14 protein-coding genes are annotated in these 19536 nt (G+C 60.9%); 7 read left to right on the top strand and 7 right to left on the bottom strand.

The window, feature by feature from the left end; translation table 11 throughout:
- Positions 1-3 precede the first annotated feature (3 nt).
- Together JF616_09525 and JF616_09520 are read right to left on the bottom strand one after the other, a co-directional pair.
- Positions 4-1083, bottom strand: a complete 1080-nt coding sequence (locus tag JF616_09525; GenBank protein MBW8887982.1) for an agmatine deiminase family protein — start codon at positions 1081-1083, stop codon at positions 4-6.
- A gap of 17 nt (positions 1084-1100) precedes the next feature.
- On the bottom strand, positions 1101-1988 hold the full coding sequence (locus tag JF616_09520; GenBank protein ID MBW8887981.1) for a carbon-nitrogen hydrolase: 888 nt from the start codon (positions 1986-1988) through the stop codon (positions 1101-1103).
- Positions 1989-2150: 162 nt separating this feature from the next.
- Here JF616_09520 and JF616_09515 point away from each other — a divergent pair, with 162 nt between their 5' ends.
- Entirely contained in the window at positions 2151-3644 is a 1494-nt protein-coding gene (locus JF616_09515; GenBank protein MBW8887980.1) for a carboxypeptidase M32, read from the top strand.
- Between the two features lie 77 nt (positions 3645-3721).
- Positions 3722-4177, top strand: a complete 456-nt coding sequence (locus JF616_09510; protein ID MBW8887979.1) for a hypothetical protein — start codon at positions 3722-3724, stop codon at positions 4175-4177.
- Positions 4178-4192: 15 nt separating this feature from the next.
- Here the strand turns inward: JF616_09510 and JF616_09505 are convergent, their stop codons facing one another.
- The 4 genes from JF616_09505 to JF616_09490 form a co-directional block, all read right to left on the bottom strand.
- Positions 4193-4516, bottom strand: coding sequence for a rhodanese-like domain-containing protein (locus JF616_09505; protein MBW8887978.1), 324 nt, complete (start codon positions 4514-4516; stop codon positions 4193-4195).
- 46 nt (positions 4517-4562) lie between these two features.
- Entirely contained in the window at positions 4563-5024 is a 462-nt protein-coding gene (locus JF616_09500; GenBank protein MBW8887977.1) for an OsmC family protein, read from the bottom strand.
- Positions 5025-5082: 58 nt separating this feature from the next.
- The gene (locus JF616_09495) at positions 5083-5712 is read right to left on the bottom strand and encodes a Crp/Fnr family transcriptional regulator (GenBank protein MBW8887976.1); all 630 of its coding nucleotides are present in this window, start codon (positions 5710-5712) and stop codon (positions 5083-5085) included.
- 131 nt (positions 5713-5843) lie between these two features.
- Positions 5844-6656, bottom strand: coding sequence for an RNA polymerase sigma factor RpoD/SigA (locus JF616_09490; protein ID MBW8887975.1), 813 nt, complete (start codon positions 6654-6656; stop codon positions 5844-5846).
- A gap of 362 nt (positions 6657-7018) precedes the next feature.
- On the opposite strand from JF616_09490, the gene fliD reads away from it, so the two are divergent.
- From fliD to JF616_09475, 3 genes are read left to right on the top strand one after another with little or no spacing between them, the layout of a single operon-like run.
- Positions 7019-9148, top strand: a complete 2130-nt coding sequence (fliD, locus tag JF616_09485; GenBank protein MBW8887974.1) for a flagellar filament capping protein FliD — start codon at positions 7019-7021, stop codon at positions 9146-9148.
- A 2-nt stretch (positions 9149-9150) separates the two neighbouring features.
- Positions 9151-9579, top strand: a complete 429-nt coding sequence (fliS, locus tag JF616_09480) for a flagellar export chaperone FliS (GenBank protein ID MBW8887973.1) — start codon at positions 9151-9153, stop codon at positions 9577-9579.
- A gap of 13 nt (positions 9580-9592) precedes the next feature.
- Positions 9593-10012, top strand: coding sequence for a hypothetical protein (locus tag JF616_09475; GenBank protein MBW8887972.1), 420 nt, complete (start codon positions 9593-9595; stop codon positions 10010-10012).
- A 120-nt stretch (positions 10013-10132) separates the two neighbouring features.
- Here the strand turns inward: JF616_09475 and rsmA are convergent, their stop codons facing one another.
- Complete coding sequence (gene rsmA / locus JF616_09470; GenBank protein MBW8887971.1) at positions 10133-11089, bottom strand: ribosomal RNA small subunit methyltransferase A; 957 nt, start codon at positions 11087-11089, stop codon at positions 10133-10135.
- A gap of 332 nt (positions 11090-11421) precedes the next feature.
- Between rsmA and sprA the strand changes: the two genes are divergently transcribed.
- Positions 11422-17916 (top strand): cell surface protein SprA, encoded by a 6495-nt coding sequence (sprA, locus tag JF616_09465; GenBank protein MBW8887970.1) that lies wholly within the window; start codon positions 11422-11424, stop codon positions 17914-17916.
- A gap of 505 nt (positions 17917-18421) precedes the next feature.
- The coding region (locus tag JF616_09460) for an Rne/Rng family ribonuclease (protein ID MBW8887969.1) at positions 18422-19536 on the top strand (1115 nt) is incomplete at its 3' end.

Raw genomic sequence — 19536 nt, 5'->3', positions numbered from 1 at the left:
GAATCAGCCGCCGGCGGGCTCCTGCATGCTGCTGCAGTGGATGGCGCCCTGGCCGAATACCAGTCCCCGGCAATCGATGGGTTCGATGCGGCGTCCGGGGAAGCGGTCGGCGAAGGCTTGCAGGGTCCAATCATCGCGCTTGTCCCGGAACACGGGGACCAGTACGGCCCCGTTCAGGATCAGGAAATTCAGATAGGTGGCCGGGGTCCGCAGCTCCGCCTTGACCTGTCGGGCGGGCATGGGGATCTCGATGACCTCGAGGTCGACGGTGCGGGCCGCATGATTCAACGCCTCGATATTCTTCTTGAGAGGAGCGTAATTCTCGTCCCGCTTGTCGGTTTCGATGGCGCACAGAACCGTGCGCGCGTCGGAGAAGCGCGCCAAATCGTCCACGTGGCCGTCGGTATCGTCCCCGTGGATGCCCGATTCCAGCCACAAGGTCCGCTCCGCTCCCAGCCATCCGTGCAGGGCCGCCTCGATGCGGCCCCGATCCAGCCCGGGATTCCGGTTCGGATTCAAGAGGCATTGCGAAGTGGTGAGCAATAGGCCCTTCCCGTTCACGTCGATGGAGCCGCCTTCCAACACGAGATCCACGGCCAAGCATTCGCGCCCGCGCGCTTCGGCCATGAAGCGGGGGGCCGCATCGTCCTTGTCCCAAGGCGGGTATTTGCCGCCCCAGGAATTGAATCCGAAGTCCAGGGCGATCAGGCGCGTGCCCTTCCCGGAATCCGGCGCCCGCACCGTGATGGCGCCGTAATCGCGGATCCAGCTGTCGTTGGTGGGATAAACCAGGAATTCCAAGCGAAACGGTCCCGTGGCCCCATCGCCCGCAGGCCGCCCCTGGGCCGCATCTTCGAATTCAGCGGCCAGGCGATCACGCGTCCGCTCGTCGTTCACCAAAACGTTCACGTCCTGGTACCGGATCGCCGTGCGGATGATGGCGCGGTAGGCGGCGCGCGCCTCCTCCCAGACCGGCGTCCAGGTTTCGGCGTTCTGAGGCCAGGTGAACCAGATCGCCTGCTGCGGCTCCCATTCGGCGGGCAAGAGCAAGGACGGATACGGCGGCTTAAGGGCGTCGTGCATAAAGGCGGGGCTCCGGGTCAGCGCGCGAAGCGCTTCAAGAGATCGGGATAAGCGTCGATACGGCGATCACGCAGGAATGGCCACACGCGGCGATGGTTCTCTACCTCGCCGGGATCGATGTCCCGCAAGAGCAAGGCCTCCTTCGTGTCGTCGAGGCGATCGAGCAAACCGCCGCCCGGATCGCATATGAAGGAATTGCCCCAGAAGCGGAGATGGCCTTCCTGGCCTACGCGGTTGACGGCGGCCACGTAGACCCCGTTGGCGATGGCATGCGCCCGCATGGCGGTGATCCAGGCGTCGAGCCATTTGGCGTTGAGCGCCCGGGCGCCGGCCGCGGGCAGGTCCGCCGTTTCGCGTTCGTCGTAACCGATGGCGGTCGGGTAGACCAGCAGGTCGCAGCCTTGCAGGGCGGTGAGCCGGGCGGCTTCGGGAAACCACTGATCCCAGCAGATCAATACGCCGATGCGCCCGTAGCGGGTCGCGAAGCTTTGGAATCCGAGATCGCCGGGCGTGAAATAATATTTCTCGTAAAACCCGGGATCATCCGGGATGTGCATCTTGCGGTAGAGGCCGGCGCGGCTACCATCCGCGTCGAAGACCACGGCGGAGTTATGGTACAGGCCCGGAGCCCGCTTCTCGAAGATGGGCACCACCAGGACGATCCCCTTTTCTTTCGCCAGGGCGGAGAGGGCCTGCAGGGCGGGATGCTCCAAGTCATGCGCGAGATCGAAATGCCGGATGTCCTCTTCGATGCAGAAATAATCGTGGAACACCAGCTCGGGGAGGATGACGACCTGCGCCCCCTGGGCGGCGGCCTGGGCGATGCGCTCTTGCAGCTTGGGAAAGCGGTCCGGATGCAGGTTGTTGCCCTTGGTCTGGATGAGGGCGAGCTTGAAGGGGGACATGGTCCGGAAAATTAGAAAAGGGACAGGACCTGGGCGGCCCGCCTCGGAAGGGGCGCAATCCGTTTGCCACCTGCCTGCCATGGAATCGTATCTTTAGGGTCCCGATACGTTGTGGATTCCAAACCCGTTCCGCCCCCGCGCGGCGATCCGAAAGGGACATGCATGAACCGGGCCTTCGAGACCGTGCTGGAACTGAGCCGCGACCTGTACGCGCTCCGCTCCGCCGTCGGCGTGCTTTCCTGGGATCAAGAAACCTATATGCCCCCCAAAGGCGGCGATGGCCGGGCCCGTTCGATGGCCGCGCTGGCGCGCGTAATGCACCAGCGCTTTTCCGATCCGCGCCTCGCGGAAGCCTTGGCCGCCGCCGAGGCCGCGCCGCTCTCCGAAGACGAGAGCGCGGTGGTGCGCGAGCTAAAGCGGGATCGGGACAAGGCGGTAAAGTTGCCCGAGTCCTTGGCCGCCGAGATCGCCGAAACCGTTTCGCTGGCGCAACGGGCCTGGGCCGAGGCCCGGCCCAAGAATGACACCGCCGCCTTCAATCCGTGGCTCGCCAAGGTCATCGCCCTGCGCCGGCAAGAGGCGGAGTGCCTCGGTTACGCCGAAACCCCTTACGATGCCCTACTGGAGAATTACGAGCCCGGCGCGCGCGCCTCGTCCCTCCGCGTTCTGCTCGCCGATCTGAAATCCGAACTCGTCCCCTTGTTGGGCCGCATCCGCGCGGCCCAGGGGTCCGCGCCCGATCCCTTGGCCGGGAAAACCTTTCCCCTCGAAGCCCAGCGCGGCTTCAACCACGGGATCCTGGCGGCCATGGGCTTCGATCTGGAAGCCGGAAGGCTGGACGAATCGGCCCATCCCTTCACGGAAGGCACCCATCCCCGCGACGTACGCCTCACGACGCGCTACCATGAAGGCGATCTCATGTCGGCGCTGTTCAGCACTTTGCATGAAGGCGGCCATGGCCTGTACGAACAGGGATTCCTTCCCGAATGGTACGGAACGCCCATGGCCGAAGCCGTTTCGCTGGGAGTGCATGAATCGCAATCCCGCTTGTGGGAAAACCAGGTGGGACGCTCGCGGGATTTCTGGACCGGACGGTACCCGGGACTGCAAGCGGCCTTCCCCGGCCCGCTCGCCAGCCTGCCCTTGGACGCCTTCCTTAAGGCCATCAACCGCGTGCAGCCTTCCTTCATCCGGGTCGAGGCGGATGAGGTGACGTACAACCTGCATATCGTCCTCCGCTTCGAGCTGGAAACCGCCCTCTTCAGCGGCGATCTCAAGCCTTCGGATCTGGAGCCGGCCTGGAACGAATCCATGCAGCGTAACCTCGGTGTTACCCCGCCCGAGCCCAGGCTCGGATACATGCAAGACGTGCATTGGAGCTGCGGGCTTTTGGGCTATTTCCCCACCTACACCTTGGGCAACCTGCGCGCCGCCCAAATCTTCGAGGCCGCGCGGCGCGCCCTGCCGGGCTTAGCCGGCGACATCCGGGCCGGTCGCTTCGGGGCCCTGAAGGCCTGGTTGGGCGAGAACGTCTACCGTTACGGCCGACGCTACGACGGGGACGCCCTGATGGAAAAAATCACCGGCCACAGGACCGCGGCCGGGCCTTTCCTGGCTTACCTCGAAGCCAAGTACGCCGGACTATACGGCATATGAAATTCGGAATATGAGATGCGGTTTATGAAAACGGTTCGCTCCAATCTAGCGCGGCCCCGCCGGCCCGGGAGCGCGCCATGCTGATCGGCCCGATCAAGAAGAAGACCGCCAAGCCCTTCACCTTCCTGCACGGCTCCAAGGTGGTGGCTTACGCCAAGGTGCCCGCCGAAGGCGGGAAAATCATGGACGATCTGCAGTCCCTCATCGAGGGGACGACCGTCCTCATCGGTCCCCCGGTCTGGAGTTACCGTCCGGCGGCCCCGGGCAAGTTGGCCTTGCGCGCCGGCCATCCGGTGAGGCCCGGCACGCGCGGGAAGTCGCCCTACCGGGCCCGCTGGGAGCCCGAGTGGGCTTGCCTATCCGCCCGCTTCAAGGGTCCCATGACTTCCATCACCGATGCCTGGGGGGAGTTCTTCGCCAAGGCCGAAAAAAAAGGGCTGGCCATAAGCGATGAGCGTCGCGAAATCTACCTCAAATGGGCCGGCTACGATTCCTCGGACAACGTGACGGAGTTGCAAATCCGCCTGAAGTGAATGCGGGCGTCGCGTTCACTTCCCCAGTCGCTCTTTCAAGGTCCTCCATCCTCCGCCATTGACTACGGTTCCGTGCCCTGCCGCTTCCAAGGTCCGTTTCGCCATGCCGCTACGCATCCCGCTGGCGCAGCAGACGATCAGGGCTTGATCCTTTCCGTAGCGCGGAAGCCCCGCGGACAGCCGGTCCAGCGGGACGTTCACCGATCCCGGAAAATGCCCGGACGCGAACTCCGCGGGCGAACGCACGTCCACGATAGGCGCGCCTTGCTCCGCCAATCGGATGATCTCGTCGCCATTTGCGTTCCCGATACCCAATAGATTCTTCAAGCCGTCAAACATGGTCTATCTCCCTTCCCCTTAGGACCCAAAACTTAAGGCGGGCCTCTCAGGCCGCCGCCCGCTCCTGCGCCGGCTTGTTCGTGAATGCGATCGCGCCGTTATACCGTACCTCCCAGGTTACCGGGATGATTTTCTTGAGCATATGGGATACGCCGCAATATTTGCTTTGCGAGAGGTCCACCGCTTCCAGGGCCGCTTCGCGATCGGCCTCGTCCCCTTCCATCCCGTAGGTAAGATGGATGGAGACGTATTCGATGGGGGCGCTACGGCTGAGTTCGCCGGAAGCATGCAAGCGGAATTCGCGCAGCGTCTTCCCGCGCTTGCGAAGCAGCGCCACCACGTCCATCCCGGTGCAACCCGTGAGCGCGGTCAGCACGAAAGGCTTGGGGATGGGTCCGTGATCCTCGCCGCCCACGCGCTCCGGGGCGTCCATGATCACCTTATGCCCGTCCACCTCGGCCTGGAACTCCATCTTACCCGACCAGCGCGTTTCCACTTCATGGGCCATGGCCTGCCCTCCTCGTTTGGAAGATACGCCATGGGCACGGCCGCGTCCGCTACTTGGGTTACAATTCCCCGAGCAACTTTATCTGGTTGCGGAAAAGGAGCACTTTGCCGTCGCGCTCCAGCTTCTTGAGGAGCCGGGATACGACTACGCGCGAGGTGGCAAGCTCGTTCGCGACGGCCTCATGGGACAGGTTGATGAGGGAGGATGCCTGCGCCCGGGCCTTCTCCCGCAGGAAGGCGGCCAAGCGCTGGTCCAGGTTCTGGAAGGCGATGAGATCGATGGTGCGCAGCAATTCGTTGAAACGGGCCCGGATGGTGCGCATCACGAAGGATTTCCACGAAGGGTATTTCGCCAGCCATTCGTCCATGACCTGCACGGGCACGGCCAAAAGCTCCACGTCCTCCTCCGCGAGGGCGCGGATTTCGCTCGGCTGGCTTTCCATGCAACAAGTGAAGGTCATGGCGCAGGTCTCTTCGGGGTTCACGTAATACAGGAACAGCTCCCGCCCGTCGGGTTCGATCCGGGAAACCTTGACCAGCCCCGAAATCACGATCGGCACGGTGCGGACCATTTGGCCGGGTTCAAGCAGGGCTTGGCCTTCCGGCACGCGCCGGTGTTCCGCGCGGCGGTCCAACTCCGCCAGCAAGGCAGGCTCGAACAGGTTCCGAAGGCTGGAAGGGAGCTGCATGGGTCGAAAGTTAGCTTTGTGGGAAGTCTTGCGTGCTTCGCCGCGGTTCCGCGAAACTTCATGACGGAATGCAAAAAGAAAGGCCCCGAGGTTTCCCCCGGGGCCTTCGCAATCGCATCGAAGCGCTAATCTCAGTTCGTCAGCGCTTGCAGGTAGCCTTCGTACTTCTCGCGAAGGACTTCCTTGTTCTTGTTCTTGCGGATCCGGCGCAGGGCCTGGTCGCGCAGTTGGCGCACGCGTTCGTGGGAGATGTTCAGGGTCTCGCCCACTTCGCGCAAGGTCTGCGGGGCCTCATGGTTGATGCCGAACAGGCCCTTGATGACCTGGGCTTCCCTTTCGGGCAGCTCGGACAACAGGTCCTTCGCGAGATGCTCCACGGCCTGGATTTCGGCTTCGTTCTCCGGATTGACGGCCTTCTCGTCCGGCAAGACTTCCTGATAGGTGGTCTTGGTATCGGTCTTGAGGGGCGCGTCAAAAGAGATGCCGGCTTCGCCCAGCTGGATCAATTCGCGGATATCGTCGCCCAGCTCCTTGCCCTTGCTCTTTTCCTTAAGCGCCTTGCGCACGCGCAAATGCTGATTGGCAGGCAAGCGGATCAGCGAGCCTTGCTCGTTGATGGCGCGGGTGATATAAGCCTTGATCCACCAAACGGCGTAAGAGATGAACTTGAGGCCGCGGCTATGATCGAAGCTCTCGATGGCGCGGATAAGGCCCATCGCGCCCTCGCTCACGAGGTCCGGGAGAGGGATGGGGCAGCCGCGATACTGCAAGGCCACTTTAAGCACGAAGCGCATGTTGGCGCTTACGAGCTTTTCGCGGGCTCCGCGGTTGCCTTCGCGGCAAAGCTTGAAGAGCAAATGCTCATCCTTCCGGTCGATGGGGCTCGTCTTCCGGATATCTTCCAGATAACGCTTTAAGGTCTCATCGGTCGTGTCAAAGGTCATTCGCCTGTCCTTTGCGGGTGGGTGTGGGGTCGAATCTGAAGCAAGCAAGTCCCGTTCCAGCAGTCCTATGCACTTTTCATGCGAATTTGTAAAGGATTTTTCGGTTAAATGCTTATTCCGTCATGATATATGACGAATGTCTAATTTACGTCATATACCGTGACAAAACATCGTTAATCTGTAACAGATGTTGCGATTCTTCATCTCTAATATCATAAAAATCAGTAATTATGGGAGAAAATGGGCCTATTTATGTCATTGTTTGTGACTCGATGCTCTCCAAGTGGAACCACTTCCGGATTAAAGGCCATGGGCTCTTTGGTCGATAAACCAATGTACTCGTGCAAGGATTCGGGAGATCCATGGCAGATTCAACTTCAGGAGTAGGTTCGCAGGCGGGGCTCCTGCAGGTGGGGGGCTTGGCCACGGGCCTGGATACCAACTCCATCATCACGGGCCTGATTTCCATCGAACAGCAGAAGGTCACCCGGGAAGAGAATGCGCAATCCCAAATCCAACTGAAGCTTTCGACCTTCAACGATCTTAAAACCAAGCTCAACGATTTCGATACCCAGGCTTCGGCGATGGACAAGAGCACGGTGTTCAACGTGTTCAAGAACACCTCCTCGGATGCCACCGTCGCCGATATCACCGGAGGCGATAAAGCCACCGTGGGAAATTACGACGTGAAGGTGATGAACCTGGCCAGCTCCCTGAAGGTGGCTTCCGGTTCCTTCGCCAATTCCAATGCCTCGCTCAGCCTCACCGGCAGCTTTACCATCTCGACTTCGGCGGCGGCCCTGAAGGCGGATCCCACCGCGACATCGGTGCAGATCGATATAACCGCTACCGATACCATAACGGACATCGCCAACAAAATCAATCGCGCCAAAGGCACGGGAGCGACCGCCTCGGTGCTGAAGATGGGCGATACGGATTACCGCCTCATGCTCACCGCCGTGGACGAAGGGACCAAGGCGTTCCAGCTGAATGCCGTGGCGGGCAAAGAAGCCCAGAGCATCTTCGCCGACGGGTTGGATTTGGTGACGCAGCAGACGGCCACCACCCAAAAGCAGGCGTTGCGCGCCAACTTCGACTTCCGCCAAGCCGCGGGCGGGCCCGCGACCGCGGCCACCACCTTCGCGAGCCTGTTCCAGAGCATCGGCTCGGCCTCGAATCTGACCAACAACGACCAGATCAATTTCACCGGCACGGCCAGCGACGGCACTGCCATCAATTCCAGCTTCACCATCGCCAACACGGCGGTCCAGACGGTGGGCGACCTGGTGGCTTCCATCCAGGCCCAATTCGGGGCCAAAGCCACCGTCTCCTTGAACACCTCGGGCGAGATCGAGGTCCTCGACGCCGCCGGCGGCGTCAGCACCATGGCCCTCAATTTGAGCCTGAACGATGCCGATAGCTCGGGGTCCAAGCTCGGGCTGGGCGCGGCGGTGACCAAGAGCGCCTTCAAGAACGTGGTCTCCCAAGGCAGCAAGGCTTTCTACCTGATGAACGACATGTCGGTGTCGTCGCAAACCAACCGGGATGATAACACGGTCAATGGAACCGTCTTCATCTTGAAGCGGGCCGATCCCACCCAGAACATCAAGCTGACCTTGGATTTCGATAAGGACGGCATCACGAAGAAGGTCCAGGACTTCCTGGATAGCTATAACCAATTGATCAAATTCATCGACGATAAGTCGAAGATCAACGTCACTAAGAGCGCCGATCCCTCGAACAGCCAGTCCCAGCAGACGACTACGATCGATAAGGGCCCTTTCGCCGGCGATTCTTCCATCTTAGGGCTACGCTCGCAGATCCAGGGGATGATGACCAGCATGATGTCGGAACTGACCGACAACCATGTCAGCCGATTCAGCAGCCTGGCCTCGGTCGGCATCACCTCGGAACAGAAGACCGGGTTCCTGACCATCAAAAGCGATACCTTCAGCGCCGCCCTGGACTCGGACTTCGAAGGCGTAAAGCGGATTTTCATTACCGGCGGGTACATGACGAATTCGTCCCACCAGTTCGGAACCTATACGAAGGACACCAGGACGGGCGTATACGACATTGATCCCGCCGGCCAGCGGATCGACACGGATAAATCGAGCGGAACCAACTGGAGCGCCGCCACCGTGAGCGGCGACGGGGACCTGCTGAATTCGACCTCCGGTGACTCGAATGGCATGGCGGTGCAAGCCGCCGCAGGCAGTGGTCCTGGCAAGGTCGTTTTCGTGCGCGGGGTGGCGGGCCAGATCCGCGATTTCTACGACAAGATCACGAACTTCGTCGACGGCTTCGTCACCACCACCGCCAAGAATTACCAGGATCAGATCAACCAAGAGGACACCAAGATCGCCCAGTTGGAATCCCAAGTGGCAAGCGTCAAGGACCGCCTGACCCAGCAGTTCGCGAACCTGGAATTATCCGTCTCCAAGCTCAAGTCCCAAAGCGCCGCGTTCAGCAGCAGCGGCTTATCGAGGTAACGATGTCATACGCCCATCAGAGCTACAAGAACGCCAATGTGACCACCGCCGATCGCGGCAAGCTGGTGATCATGATTTACGACCACTGCATCAAGTGGACGAAAAAGGCGGAAGAGGAGCTCGACACCAAGAACGTGGAGAAGATGGTGCGCGCGGTGCAGCGCGTCCAGAACGGTCTCACCGAGCTGATGTGCGCCTTGGACATGGAGCGCGGGGGGGATATCGCGCGGAACCTGTTCCGCTTGTACGAGTTCTATTCCCGCCATCTCACCCAGGCCATCAAGGATCGGTCCGTACAGGCCTTGCGCGATGTGGCGGGCATGATGAGCATGCTGCGCGAAGCCTGGCTGGTGGCGATCGAAAACGTACGCCGCGAGGATCACGGCGCGCTGTCCCAAAAGAGCGGCGCCCAACTCTCCCTGGTGTCGTAAGGGGAAGGGAACCATGCACTCCCTGACGCAGAAAATCATCTCCGAAATCGACGTCCTCTACGGCCTTTACCAGATGGCCGCCGACGTGACCCGGAAAATCCTGCCCGAAGACGAAGCCCGCATCCAGAAGGTGATCGATGCGCGCGAGAAAATACTGGGGCATACCGCGCAGGCTTCGCAAACGTTGTCCGTATTGCTCAAGGAATACCAGGCGGAGCGCCTGGTTCCTTCCAATGAACGCGCCCTGGTCGAAGAGAAGCGGAATCTGCTCCTGGACGCGGGAACGCGCATCCAGGCCATCGATCACCAGATGATCCGCCAGATGCAAGGCAAGATGGCCGAAATCCGGAAACAATTGGCGACGTATACGGAGCGTAAGAACGCGGCGAAGGCCTACATCCGGGCCCCGCATCGCCAGATGATCCCGGCTTAAGGCGCGCGTAACGCCCTTTCGACCCAACTCCCGACCGCCCCTGCGGCCGGTCCCGGCACCTCCCAAACGGCGGTAAGATGCGCCCGCCGCGCCGGGGCCGGTCCCGGGGGCGAATCTTCGTTACTCGTCTTCCCCTGTTTCCGCTTCCCCGTCCGTTTCTTCGTCCGTATCCCCATCCGGCCCCGATTCCATATCGGCTAACGCGATCGACGGGATTTCCGCCTTCGCGAGGACGCCGGGAGGCGGCCCTAGCCTTTTGAACAGCTCCACGAACTGGTCCACCGAGAGATCTTCCGCCCGGGAGTCGGCATTCACGCGATGCTCTTCGGGATCGTCCGTCATGTCCTTGAGGGCGTTCAAGGCTTCGACCACCTTGTCCCTGCGATAGAAGCCGATCAAGGAGTTGACCACCTTCTTGCGTTTCCTGGAGAAAGCGATTTCGACGAAGCGGAGGAAGAGGGGATCCTCGATCTTGGGGGCCGGCAATGGCACCAGGCGTACCGTGGCGGAGAAGACCTTGGGGCGCGGGCGGAAGGCTTCCTGGCCGATTTTATGCAGGAACTCGGGCTCGCAGTGGGTGCGGATGAAGACGGTCAGGAATCCGAAATCGCGGCTGTGCGGCTTGGCGCAGATGCGCTTGGCCACTTCGTATTGGACCATGATCTGCATGGACTGGAAGCGGTGGATGAAGGGCAGAAAGCGGAAGAGGATGGGCGCGGCCCGGTTGTAGGGCAGATTGCCTACCACGATGGGCTTCTTCCCCGGTTCCCGGGCCAGGATCTCGGCGACGTCCACGCGGGTGGCGTCGGCCTGGACCACGTCAAGCGCGCCCCAATCGCGGCTGCGCAGATGTTCCACCCATTTGGGATCCACTTCGATGGCGGTGAGCTTGGCGCATTCGGGCAAGAGGCGGCGGGTGATCGCGCCCTGGCCGGGGCCGATCTCGACGACCCAATCGGTCTTCTTGGGCGCCGCATCCTCCGCGATCTGCCGAACCACGGACTCGTCCACCAGGAAGTTCTGCCCGAACTTCCAACGGCGTTTACGGTCATCATCCATGGGCGGGGGTCGGCGCATCTCTAGGACCTTTGAGGGTGTTTCGTGACAAAGGAGGGGCAAAGCTAGCAATCCAGCCGCTATCCCGAGACGCAACAAGCGCTTGGGCGAAAAAAAACGTCGGCTGGGACAGGACGCAAATGGCCTTTTTCGTATAATACTCCGGCTATCGGTTTGGTAACCCGCCGATGGGAATCCGTCCGCCAGGAGAGCCCTTCGCCGGCTCTCCTTTTTCGAATGGCCGAATCGGGCGCGGTTCATGAGGATTTGGATGCGGAATTCAGGAAGCCGGGCGTTCCTCGCCGCGGTAGTTCGCTTGGCTTGTCCCCGTTCCAACGAGGGAGCGGACGGTCGTGCTTAAAACCGATCTGCGCTTCGCGGCCCCGCGTTTCGCGGGCGCGCGCATCGCGGCCTTGTTGGGCCTGGCCTTTGCGATATGGCCCGCGCAAGCGATCTACATCGAGAGCCAATCCTATCTGAACGTTCCGGATGCGGCGCATCCCCTCGACGAGCTGTTGCCCCAGAAGGGAGTGGAGAGCACGGGCGGGCACGGCATGCTGCAGGTCAACAGCACCTACCTCAAGCGCCGCCATAGCGTCAACTTCGAAACGCGCCAAGTGGAGATCATCCGCTACGTGTCGCTGCCGCCTCCCGAGGCCGAGCCCGGCTCGCAGGACTCCACCCCCCTCTGGCAGTCGTACTACGTGGAGTTGAACTCCTATACCATGGACATGAACGATTTGGCCCTGCGCCGGCTGTGGCTGAACGAATTCATGGGCAAGGAGGAGGCCTCGCAGGCGGGCGGGCCGGGCATGCTCGACATCGTGCTGCCGGTGAATGTGCCGGATTGGATGAAACGCATCGGCGTCGACAAGCCCCGCCTGCGCATCAACGGATCGTACAAGCTGGTGGTGGAAGGCACGGGCGTGCAGGGCAATGGCGCGACCAACGGCACCGGATCCTTCCTCCCCAACCTGCATATGGATCAGCAGCCCGCCTTCTCGGTGAAAGGATCGATCGGGCGCCTCATCAATATCGAGATCAACAACGAGGAAGGCTTCGGATCCAACCTGAAGGAACAGCTCAAGATCACCTATAAGGGCGAGGGGGACGAGCTCGAGGACGACATCATCCAGGAGATCGAAGCGGGCAACACCTCCTTGGCCCTCACCGGCACCAGCCTTACCGGCTACACCGAAGCCCACAAGGGGCTTTTCGGCCTCAAAATGCGCATGAAGTTCGGCGGGCTCGAGGTGACCACCATCGCGTCGCAGGAAGGGGGCTCGCAGGAAAGGCAGAAGCTGGGCGTGGGTTCGGTCCTGTCCGATGCGGTGCGGGAGGATCGCGATATTGATCTGCACCGCCATTTCTGGCTGAAGCTTTCCGATCGGGACGACTATGCCGACATCCGGAACTGGCAGGGAGCCAATCCGGCCTACCTGCAGAATAGCGGCCGCCTGCCCGTGCAAGTCTTCCAATTCCTGGGCCAGGGCGAGGAAATCAATACCGTCAAGGATACCGCCACGGCCTGCCCTTACAACCGCCTGGGCGGGCGCATCAAGGAGAGGTGCGAGATCGGCCGTTGGAAGCCGCTGAAGGAAGGTGTCGATTACTTCTACGACGAGCGCATGCGCATGCTGACCGTGCCCGGAGGCACCCGCAATACCTCGCTGGCGGTGCGCTGGAACCAGGACTTCATCGCGGGCGCGACGGATTTGCGTAATCTCATCCTCATCCATTCGCGCTCGGCGGTGGGCGTGCCCGAGCTGGACGACCTGATGTGGCGCAACGTTTACGGCATCAGCCGCATTTCCAAGACCGATAAGCAAAGCTTCCACGTGCGCCTGGTGCGGAGCGCGGACAGCCTGGAGCGCGATCCCAACGATACGGTCACCCTCATCCGCAAGCTGGGCATGGAGGTTTCCGACAAGCCCGGCCAAGTCAACGTCGACGACCCGACGCTGTTCAACCTGGACCTCGGCTATATGGTGCTTCCCTGCGTGGGAGGCATCAATCCGAAGGACGATTCCACGAATTGCCTCACGCCCATGAAGCGCGTGAACCCCAACACCGAGATCTATACTGCCAACGTGGACGAGATCGCCAACGGCCCCACGGTGGATAAGTTCATCATCACCGCGCAGCAGCGGCAATCCACTTTCGACGTGCGTTCGAACTCCCATTCCGTAAGCGGATCGCAATGCGTGGATATCGAGAAGGGCACCGAGAAGCTGGTCCTCAACGGTTCCGTGACCCTGCAACGGGACGTCGATTACGAGGTCCTCTACGAGACCGGGCAAATCACCCTGCTTTCCCCGCGCGCCAAGGATCCCAACGCCAACATCGATATCAGTTACGAATGCAATCCCCCTTTCCAGATCCAGGACAAGATCCTCTTGGGTACGCGCTTGGAATACAAGCTGGACGGCATCTCGGACGAGAGCCTTTTGGGGGCCACCCTCCTTTACAAGAGCCAGAGCACCACGGCCCAGCGCCCCGAGCTCGGCCGCGAGCCTTTCAACCAATTGCTATGGGGCTTCAACGCCCGCCTGACCGGCAATCCCAAGTGGATGACCAGCCTGGCGAACCTGTTCCCCTTCGTGCAGACCGAAGCCCCGTCCCGCGCCAACTTCGAGTTCGAAGTGGCCCAGAGCCTGTACAACCCGAACACCAAGGAAAGCGCCTACCTGGACAACTTCGAGGGCAGCGAAAACATCCTGTCCATGCCCATGACCATTTTCAGCTGGTACAAATCCTCCCCGCCGGATTTCGACGACAACGGCAAGCCGGACGAGACCATGGACTATCGGCATCAGGGCCAGCTTACTTGGCACTCCAGCATCAAGAAGCCGTACGCGGAGATCTACGGGAAAACCGGGAGCAGCTATACCGATAGCCGCGACCAAACAATCCTGCAGATGAACCTGCAGCCGAACGACAACCTGGAGGGGCATTCCTGGGGCGGCGTGATGCGCGGCCTGGGCCAGGGCCTGTTGAACCAAAGCAAGAAGCGGAACCTGGAAGTGGTGGTTTCCGGGCGCGAGGGATCGCTGGTCGTTGACCTAGGGCAAGTTTCCGAAGACATCAGCATCCAAAGCCTGAACAACGGAAAGCCCGACGGCATCCTGAACCAGGAGATCGATCCCACGCGCGAGACCGTCAACAGCTCGGATCTGGGGCTGGACAATCTACGCGACGAGGACGAGCACGGGGTGCGTTGGGAGTGCAAACCCTTGTGCTATTCCATCCCCCTCAGCCATATAAACAAAGGGGATCCGGGCGGCGATAACTGGACCGATCCGCAAGGCGGTACCGAAGAGGCGGCCACCGTGAATGGCACCCAGGGGAACAACCGGCACACCAACGGCCTCACCTTCGATACCGAGGATCTGGATCGCTCCGGCACCCTGGACACGAAGAACACTTATCTGCGTTACGTGATGCCGCTGGATAGCGCCTGTACGGCCCAATTCCACTGCGAGGAGTTGAGCACCGGCTGGCGCAAATACGATATCCCCCTGTACGGCTCGGGCTTCCGCATCGGGGCCAATTCCGGGGAAAGCGAAAACCAGATCCTCTCCAACGTGAAGATCATGCGGATGTGGATGGGCCGCTTGCCTTCGCGGGTGACCAACGCCCGCGTGCAGCTGGCCCGCGTGAACCTGGTAGGGAACACCTGGGAAGAAGGGGATCGAAACCGCGCCTTCGAGACCGACGCCGACCGCTACGCTTCCGGGGACTTGAGGGACAGCAGCGCGGTACGCCTGCCTCCCGCCGTGCTCGACAGCAACCGCCTCAAGGTCGCCGTCATCAACAAGCAGGAGTCGCGGGGTTACGTCCAGTCCCCCAACACGCCCACGGAGCGCGATACCCGCACCGACGAGCCTTTGCCCGAGCGCTCGCTGGTGCTGAGCTATGCGAACCTGCATCCCGGCGAGGTGGTGGGGGCAACGCGCCTGCTGGGCAGCGATCCCAAGGACCTCACGATGTATTCCCGCATCCGCATGGACATCCATCCGGACTCCAATTACATCCCCAACTTCAATAGCTACAAGGGCGGGCAGAATAAGGTGAGCCTGGGGTTGCGGCTGGGTAAGGACGAAGGCGATCGCGATTCGAAGGATTACTACGAGATCCGCATCCATATGGACACGGCCGGCATCTATGACAAGAAGCAGGTCGCGCTGTGGGAGCGGAACTCCTTCAACGTGAACGTGTCCGATCTCGTCGGGCTCAAGAACGACCCTCTCTACCAGGCCTTCAACGGCCGCCCTGTCAGCATGCAGATCTGGAACCAGGGCCGCCAGGACTCGTCCGTGACCTTGTCGGTGGTAGGCAATCCCACCTTATCCCGCGTGGATTGGATGCGCCTTGTGATCTACGTCGATTCGGGCGCGACGGAGAAGCAAGCGGGCGAGATCTGGGTGGACGATTTGCGCTTGGAGGGCGTGGATCATAGCGTGGGCAGCAGCATGCGTACCCAGCTGCAACTCGATTTCTCCGACTTCGTCAACGTTTCGGGCAACCTCACCTACCGCAACGGCGGCTTTACCACCATGAGCGAGACCAAGACCACCCCCGCCAATTCCCAGACGACGGTGGACTATAACGGCAACCTGAGCGTCTTCGCCAATAAGGTATTCCCGGATCAATGGGGGATAAGCCTCCCGCTCACCTTGCAGTACCATGGGGCCATTTCGCGCCCCTTCACCCGCCCGGCCTCCGACCTGACCCTGCAGGGCACCGGTCTGATGGACATCGCCCGCGATATCGGCGATCGGCATATTTCCGTTCGCGATTCCGCCGACAGCATCGACGACATCAACCGCCGCTATGCCCGCGTTTACCAATCCACCGTCTTCGAGAACCGATTCACCGCCGCCTATAAGAAAGAGCATCGATCCTCCAGCTACCTCAACCAAATCTTCTTCGAACGGCCCGATTTGCAATACTCCTACTCTTCCTCCAGCAAGGACGAGTTCTTCGCTTCCAGCGATTCCCGGAATTACAATACCCGCGTCCTTTACAGTTTGTCCCCCTTCGAGAACAAGACCAAAAAGCCCCTCGATTTCACCGCCAAGTGGCGGTTCATGCCGTCCTTCCTGTCCGGGGTGGAGTTCGAGCCCTATCCCGACAAGCTGAACCTGACCTTGGCGGACTTCTCCTTCGTGCGCAGCGAGAACGTGAACAAGCCGCGCACCCTGGATGAGCAGCCGCTGGTGATCCCGCCCCAGTACACGGTGGCGTTGACCCATGGCGTGGACATGGAGTGGCGTTTGTTGACTTTCCTGAACTTCGGCGTGCGCACTTCGGTGGATCGCGATTTCGACAATGAGCACTCGTGTTTCGATGAGACCATGTGGGGTCAAGACGATGGTTCGTGCGGGTCCGCCGGCCAGGGAGGCATCTTGGCGCATAACCTCGTCTTCGACCTGGATGATGCGACCCGGCATCCGGGCCATCTGGGCGACGAGTACGGGATCCTGTACCGCGAGCGCAATCGCACGCAAGCCTTCCATCTGGATTTCAATCCCAATCTGGTCTCCTGGCTCACCACCAGCGCCAATTTCAATTCGGGTTTCCATCAGACCCGTAACGATTCGGTGAAATCCAAATACGGCGATAGCATCACCAGCCCCGAGCATTTCACCACCGACGCCGATCATGACGTGAAATTGAACCTTTCCTTGAGCCTGCCCGGCGTACTGGGGGCATCGGGCGACGGCAAAGGGATCCTGGGCGCCATCCGCAAGAAGGTGGAGACTTGGAACCTGCGCAACATCGATCTCGGCTATTCCGTGGGGCACAAGTACAACCATGAGGAATACACCTACGGCTACCTGAACCAGAAGAACGACGTTTGGGATTATTACGAGTACCAGTTCGGGTTGGTGTATAAAAGCCCCGCGGAATTCTTCAACACCCTCTTCAACGGGGAGCCGAATCCCCGGTGGATGGATTACCTGATGCCCCCGGACAGCACCATCCATAGCGGTACGCAGTTCTCCCACGGGGTGACCCGTAGCGTGGACGCCAGCACCGGCTTCACCGTGCCGTGGATCGATCTCGCCATGTCCTTCAACCTCAAGTACACCCAGGAGTACACGCTCTTCCGGGCCCTGACCCCGAGCGATACCTCGGTGGTCTGGCCCGATCTCACCGTCACCGGCTCGCTGGGCGACTTCGCCAACAAGATCCCGGCCTTGCGCAAGACCTTCCGGAGCATGACCTCGACCACCACCTTCAACTTGCGCAAGGAGGATAAGCATGCCCTGTTTTCCTCTTCGCCCGAAACCGAACAGATCACCTACAAGCTGGACCCGCTGGTGCGGGTGGCGGCGACGACCAATAAGGACGTGCGCGGGGAGCTGAGCACGCGGGTGAGCATGGTGAACGCCATCGACTATGAGAAGGTTCCCAAGCCCCAGATCAATTATCGCTACTACTCGGGCGATACCCTGCAAACCCCGTATGAACGGAGCAACGACAAGCGCACCAAGCGCGACGCTTTCGACGTCGGCGGCGACGGCTCCCTGGCCTACGACGTGCAGACCCAGAAAGGCCTTCAATTCTGGCGCTATTACGTGAAGTTGGAGAATAACCTGCGCCTAAAGGTCTCCACCAGCGCGGATTACATGTGGACGGAGCGAACCCTTCCGCAGACGGATCCCCACAAGGACCAGAACGTCCTGACCCTGAGCGCCCGTCCCGAGGCTTCCTACAACTTCACCAATAACGTCGACGCCCTTTTCTATACGCAGTACAAGTACACCAAGCTCTACCATACCGCTCGCGAGGAGTCGACCCACGAGGTCACGGTTCACGGGGAGTTTACGATGCGCTTCTAGGGTGGGTCTGGGCGGGGCTGGGGGTCCGCGGCGGCTCAAGCTGCTCGCTTGGCGCTTTTGGTGGGTCGTTCTCGGCCCGGGAAGGCATCGCCCGCGAACACTGGGCTGGGTCGCGCGCCGGCCGACGCGGGCTTTCGAGATCGATTCCCCTCCCGAACCTCGTACACTCGCAATTCGCCGCCGCGGACCCCCAGACCCGCCCCCTCCGCTTGAAGCGCGGTGACCTCCCTCATTCATGGACGGACCAAGGTGGGGCCGCTTAGGATATAAAGGCCGCAGGGCCCTCCCCGCCAAGACGGCGTTTTTGAGCCGGTTTGACCGTCCTCGGCTAGCTAACTGGATAGTTTATCTATCTTTACCGCCTCTAAAGGCCCCTTCTTGCCTTTGTGGCAGGGCGGGGTTAGCGGCTTTTTCGTCGGGCCGGATCATGATGATCCGGGCCCGGTTCCCTATTTGGGAAGTAAAAAAATCACGTCCACCTACACCTGAACGATTAGTGGAGACAATGGATAAAACTCTGAAACGGACTGGACGAGTCACCTCGAACCAGTTGAACCGGCCCCAGAAGTCTAAGCGCGAGATCCTCATCAACGTGCGCCCCTACGAGAAACGTATCGCAATTCTCGAAGACGGCCGCCTGGCGGAAATCGTTTACGAGCGCCCCGAAAGCAACCGTTTGGTGGGCAATATCTATAAAGGCGTGGTCAACGCGGTGCTTCCCGGCCTGCAGGCCGCATTCGTGGATATCGGCATGGAGAAGGCCGGATTCCTCCACGTGGAAGACGTGCAGGGCCGCCCCAACCTGGAAGACTACGACGAAGACGATGGCGATAAGCCGGCCCCCCGGGTGGAAGACAATAAGACCATCGACCAACTGCTCAAGACCGGCCAGGAGATCCTGGTGCAGGTGACCAAAGAGCCCATCAGCACCAAGGGCCCGCGTCTCACGGCCCACCTGTCCTTCGCCGGCCGCTTCCTGGTCTGCATGCCCGGCACCGATTTCATCGGCGTCAGCAAGAAGAGCAGGGATCCGCAGCAGCGCCGCAACCTGAAGAAGCTCATCCGCGATCTGAAGTCGCCGGACGTCGGCTACATCGTGCGCACCATCGGCCTGGGCGAAAGCGAAAACGAATTCGCCATCCAGATGAAGCAGCTGGAAGCCAAATGGCATGCCTGCAAGGAACTGTCCGAGAAGGTCCAGGCCCCGGGTCTGGTGCATCAGGAAAGCGATTCCTCCGAAACCACCCTGCGCGATTATTTCTCCGAAGACGTGGACGCGGTGTGGATCGACGATCGCATCGAGCATAAGACCGTGGTAGGCTACCTGGGCGTGCTTTCCCCGGACATGGTGGGCAAGGTCAAGCTCTACGAAGGCGACCTGTCCCTCTTCGATCATTTCGGCATCGAAGAAGAACTGGAAAAGACCTTCGCCCGCCGCGTGCAGTTGAAGCGGGGCGGCTACCTCATCATCGATCAGACCGAAGCCTTGGTCTCCATCGACGTCAACACCGGCGGCAAGGTGCGCGGCCGCGACCAGGGCAAGAACATCCTGGAGACCAACATCGACGCGGCCTGGGAAGTGGCCAAGCAAATGCGCCTGCGCGATCTGGGCGGCCTCAT

Source organism: Fibrobacterota bacterium (assembly GCA_019509785.1).
Lineage (GTDB): Bacteria > Fibrobacterota > Fibrobacteria > UBA11236 > UBA11236 > Chersky-265.
This window is presented reverse-complemented; position numbering and strand designations above follow the sequence as displayed.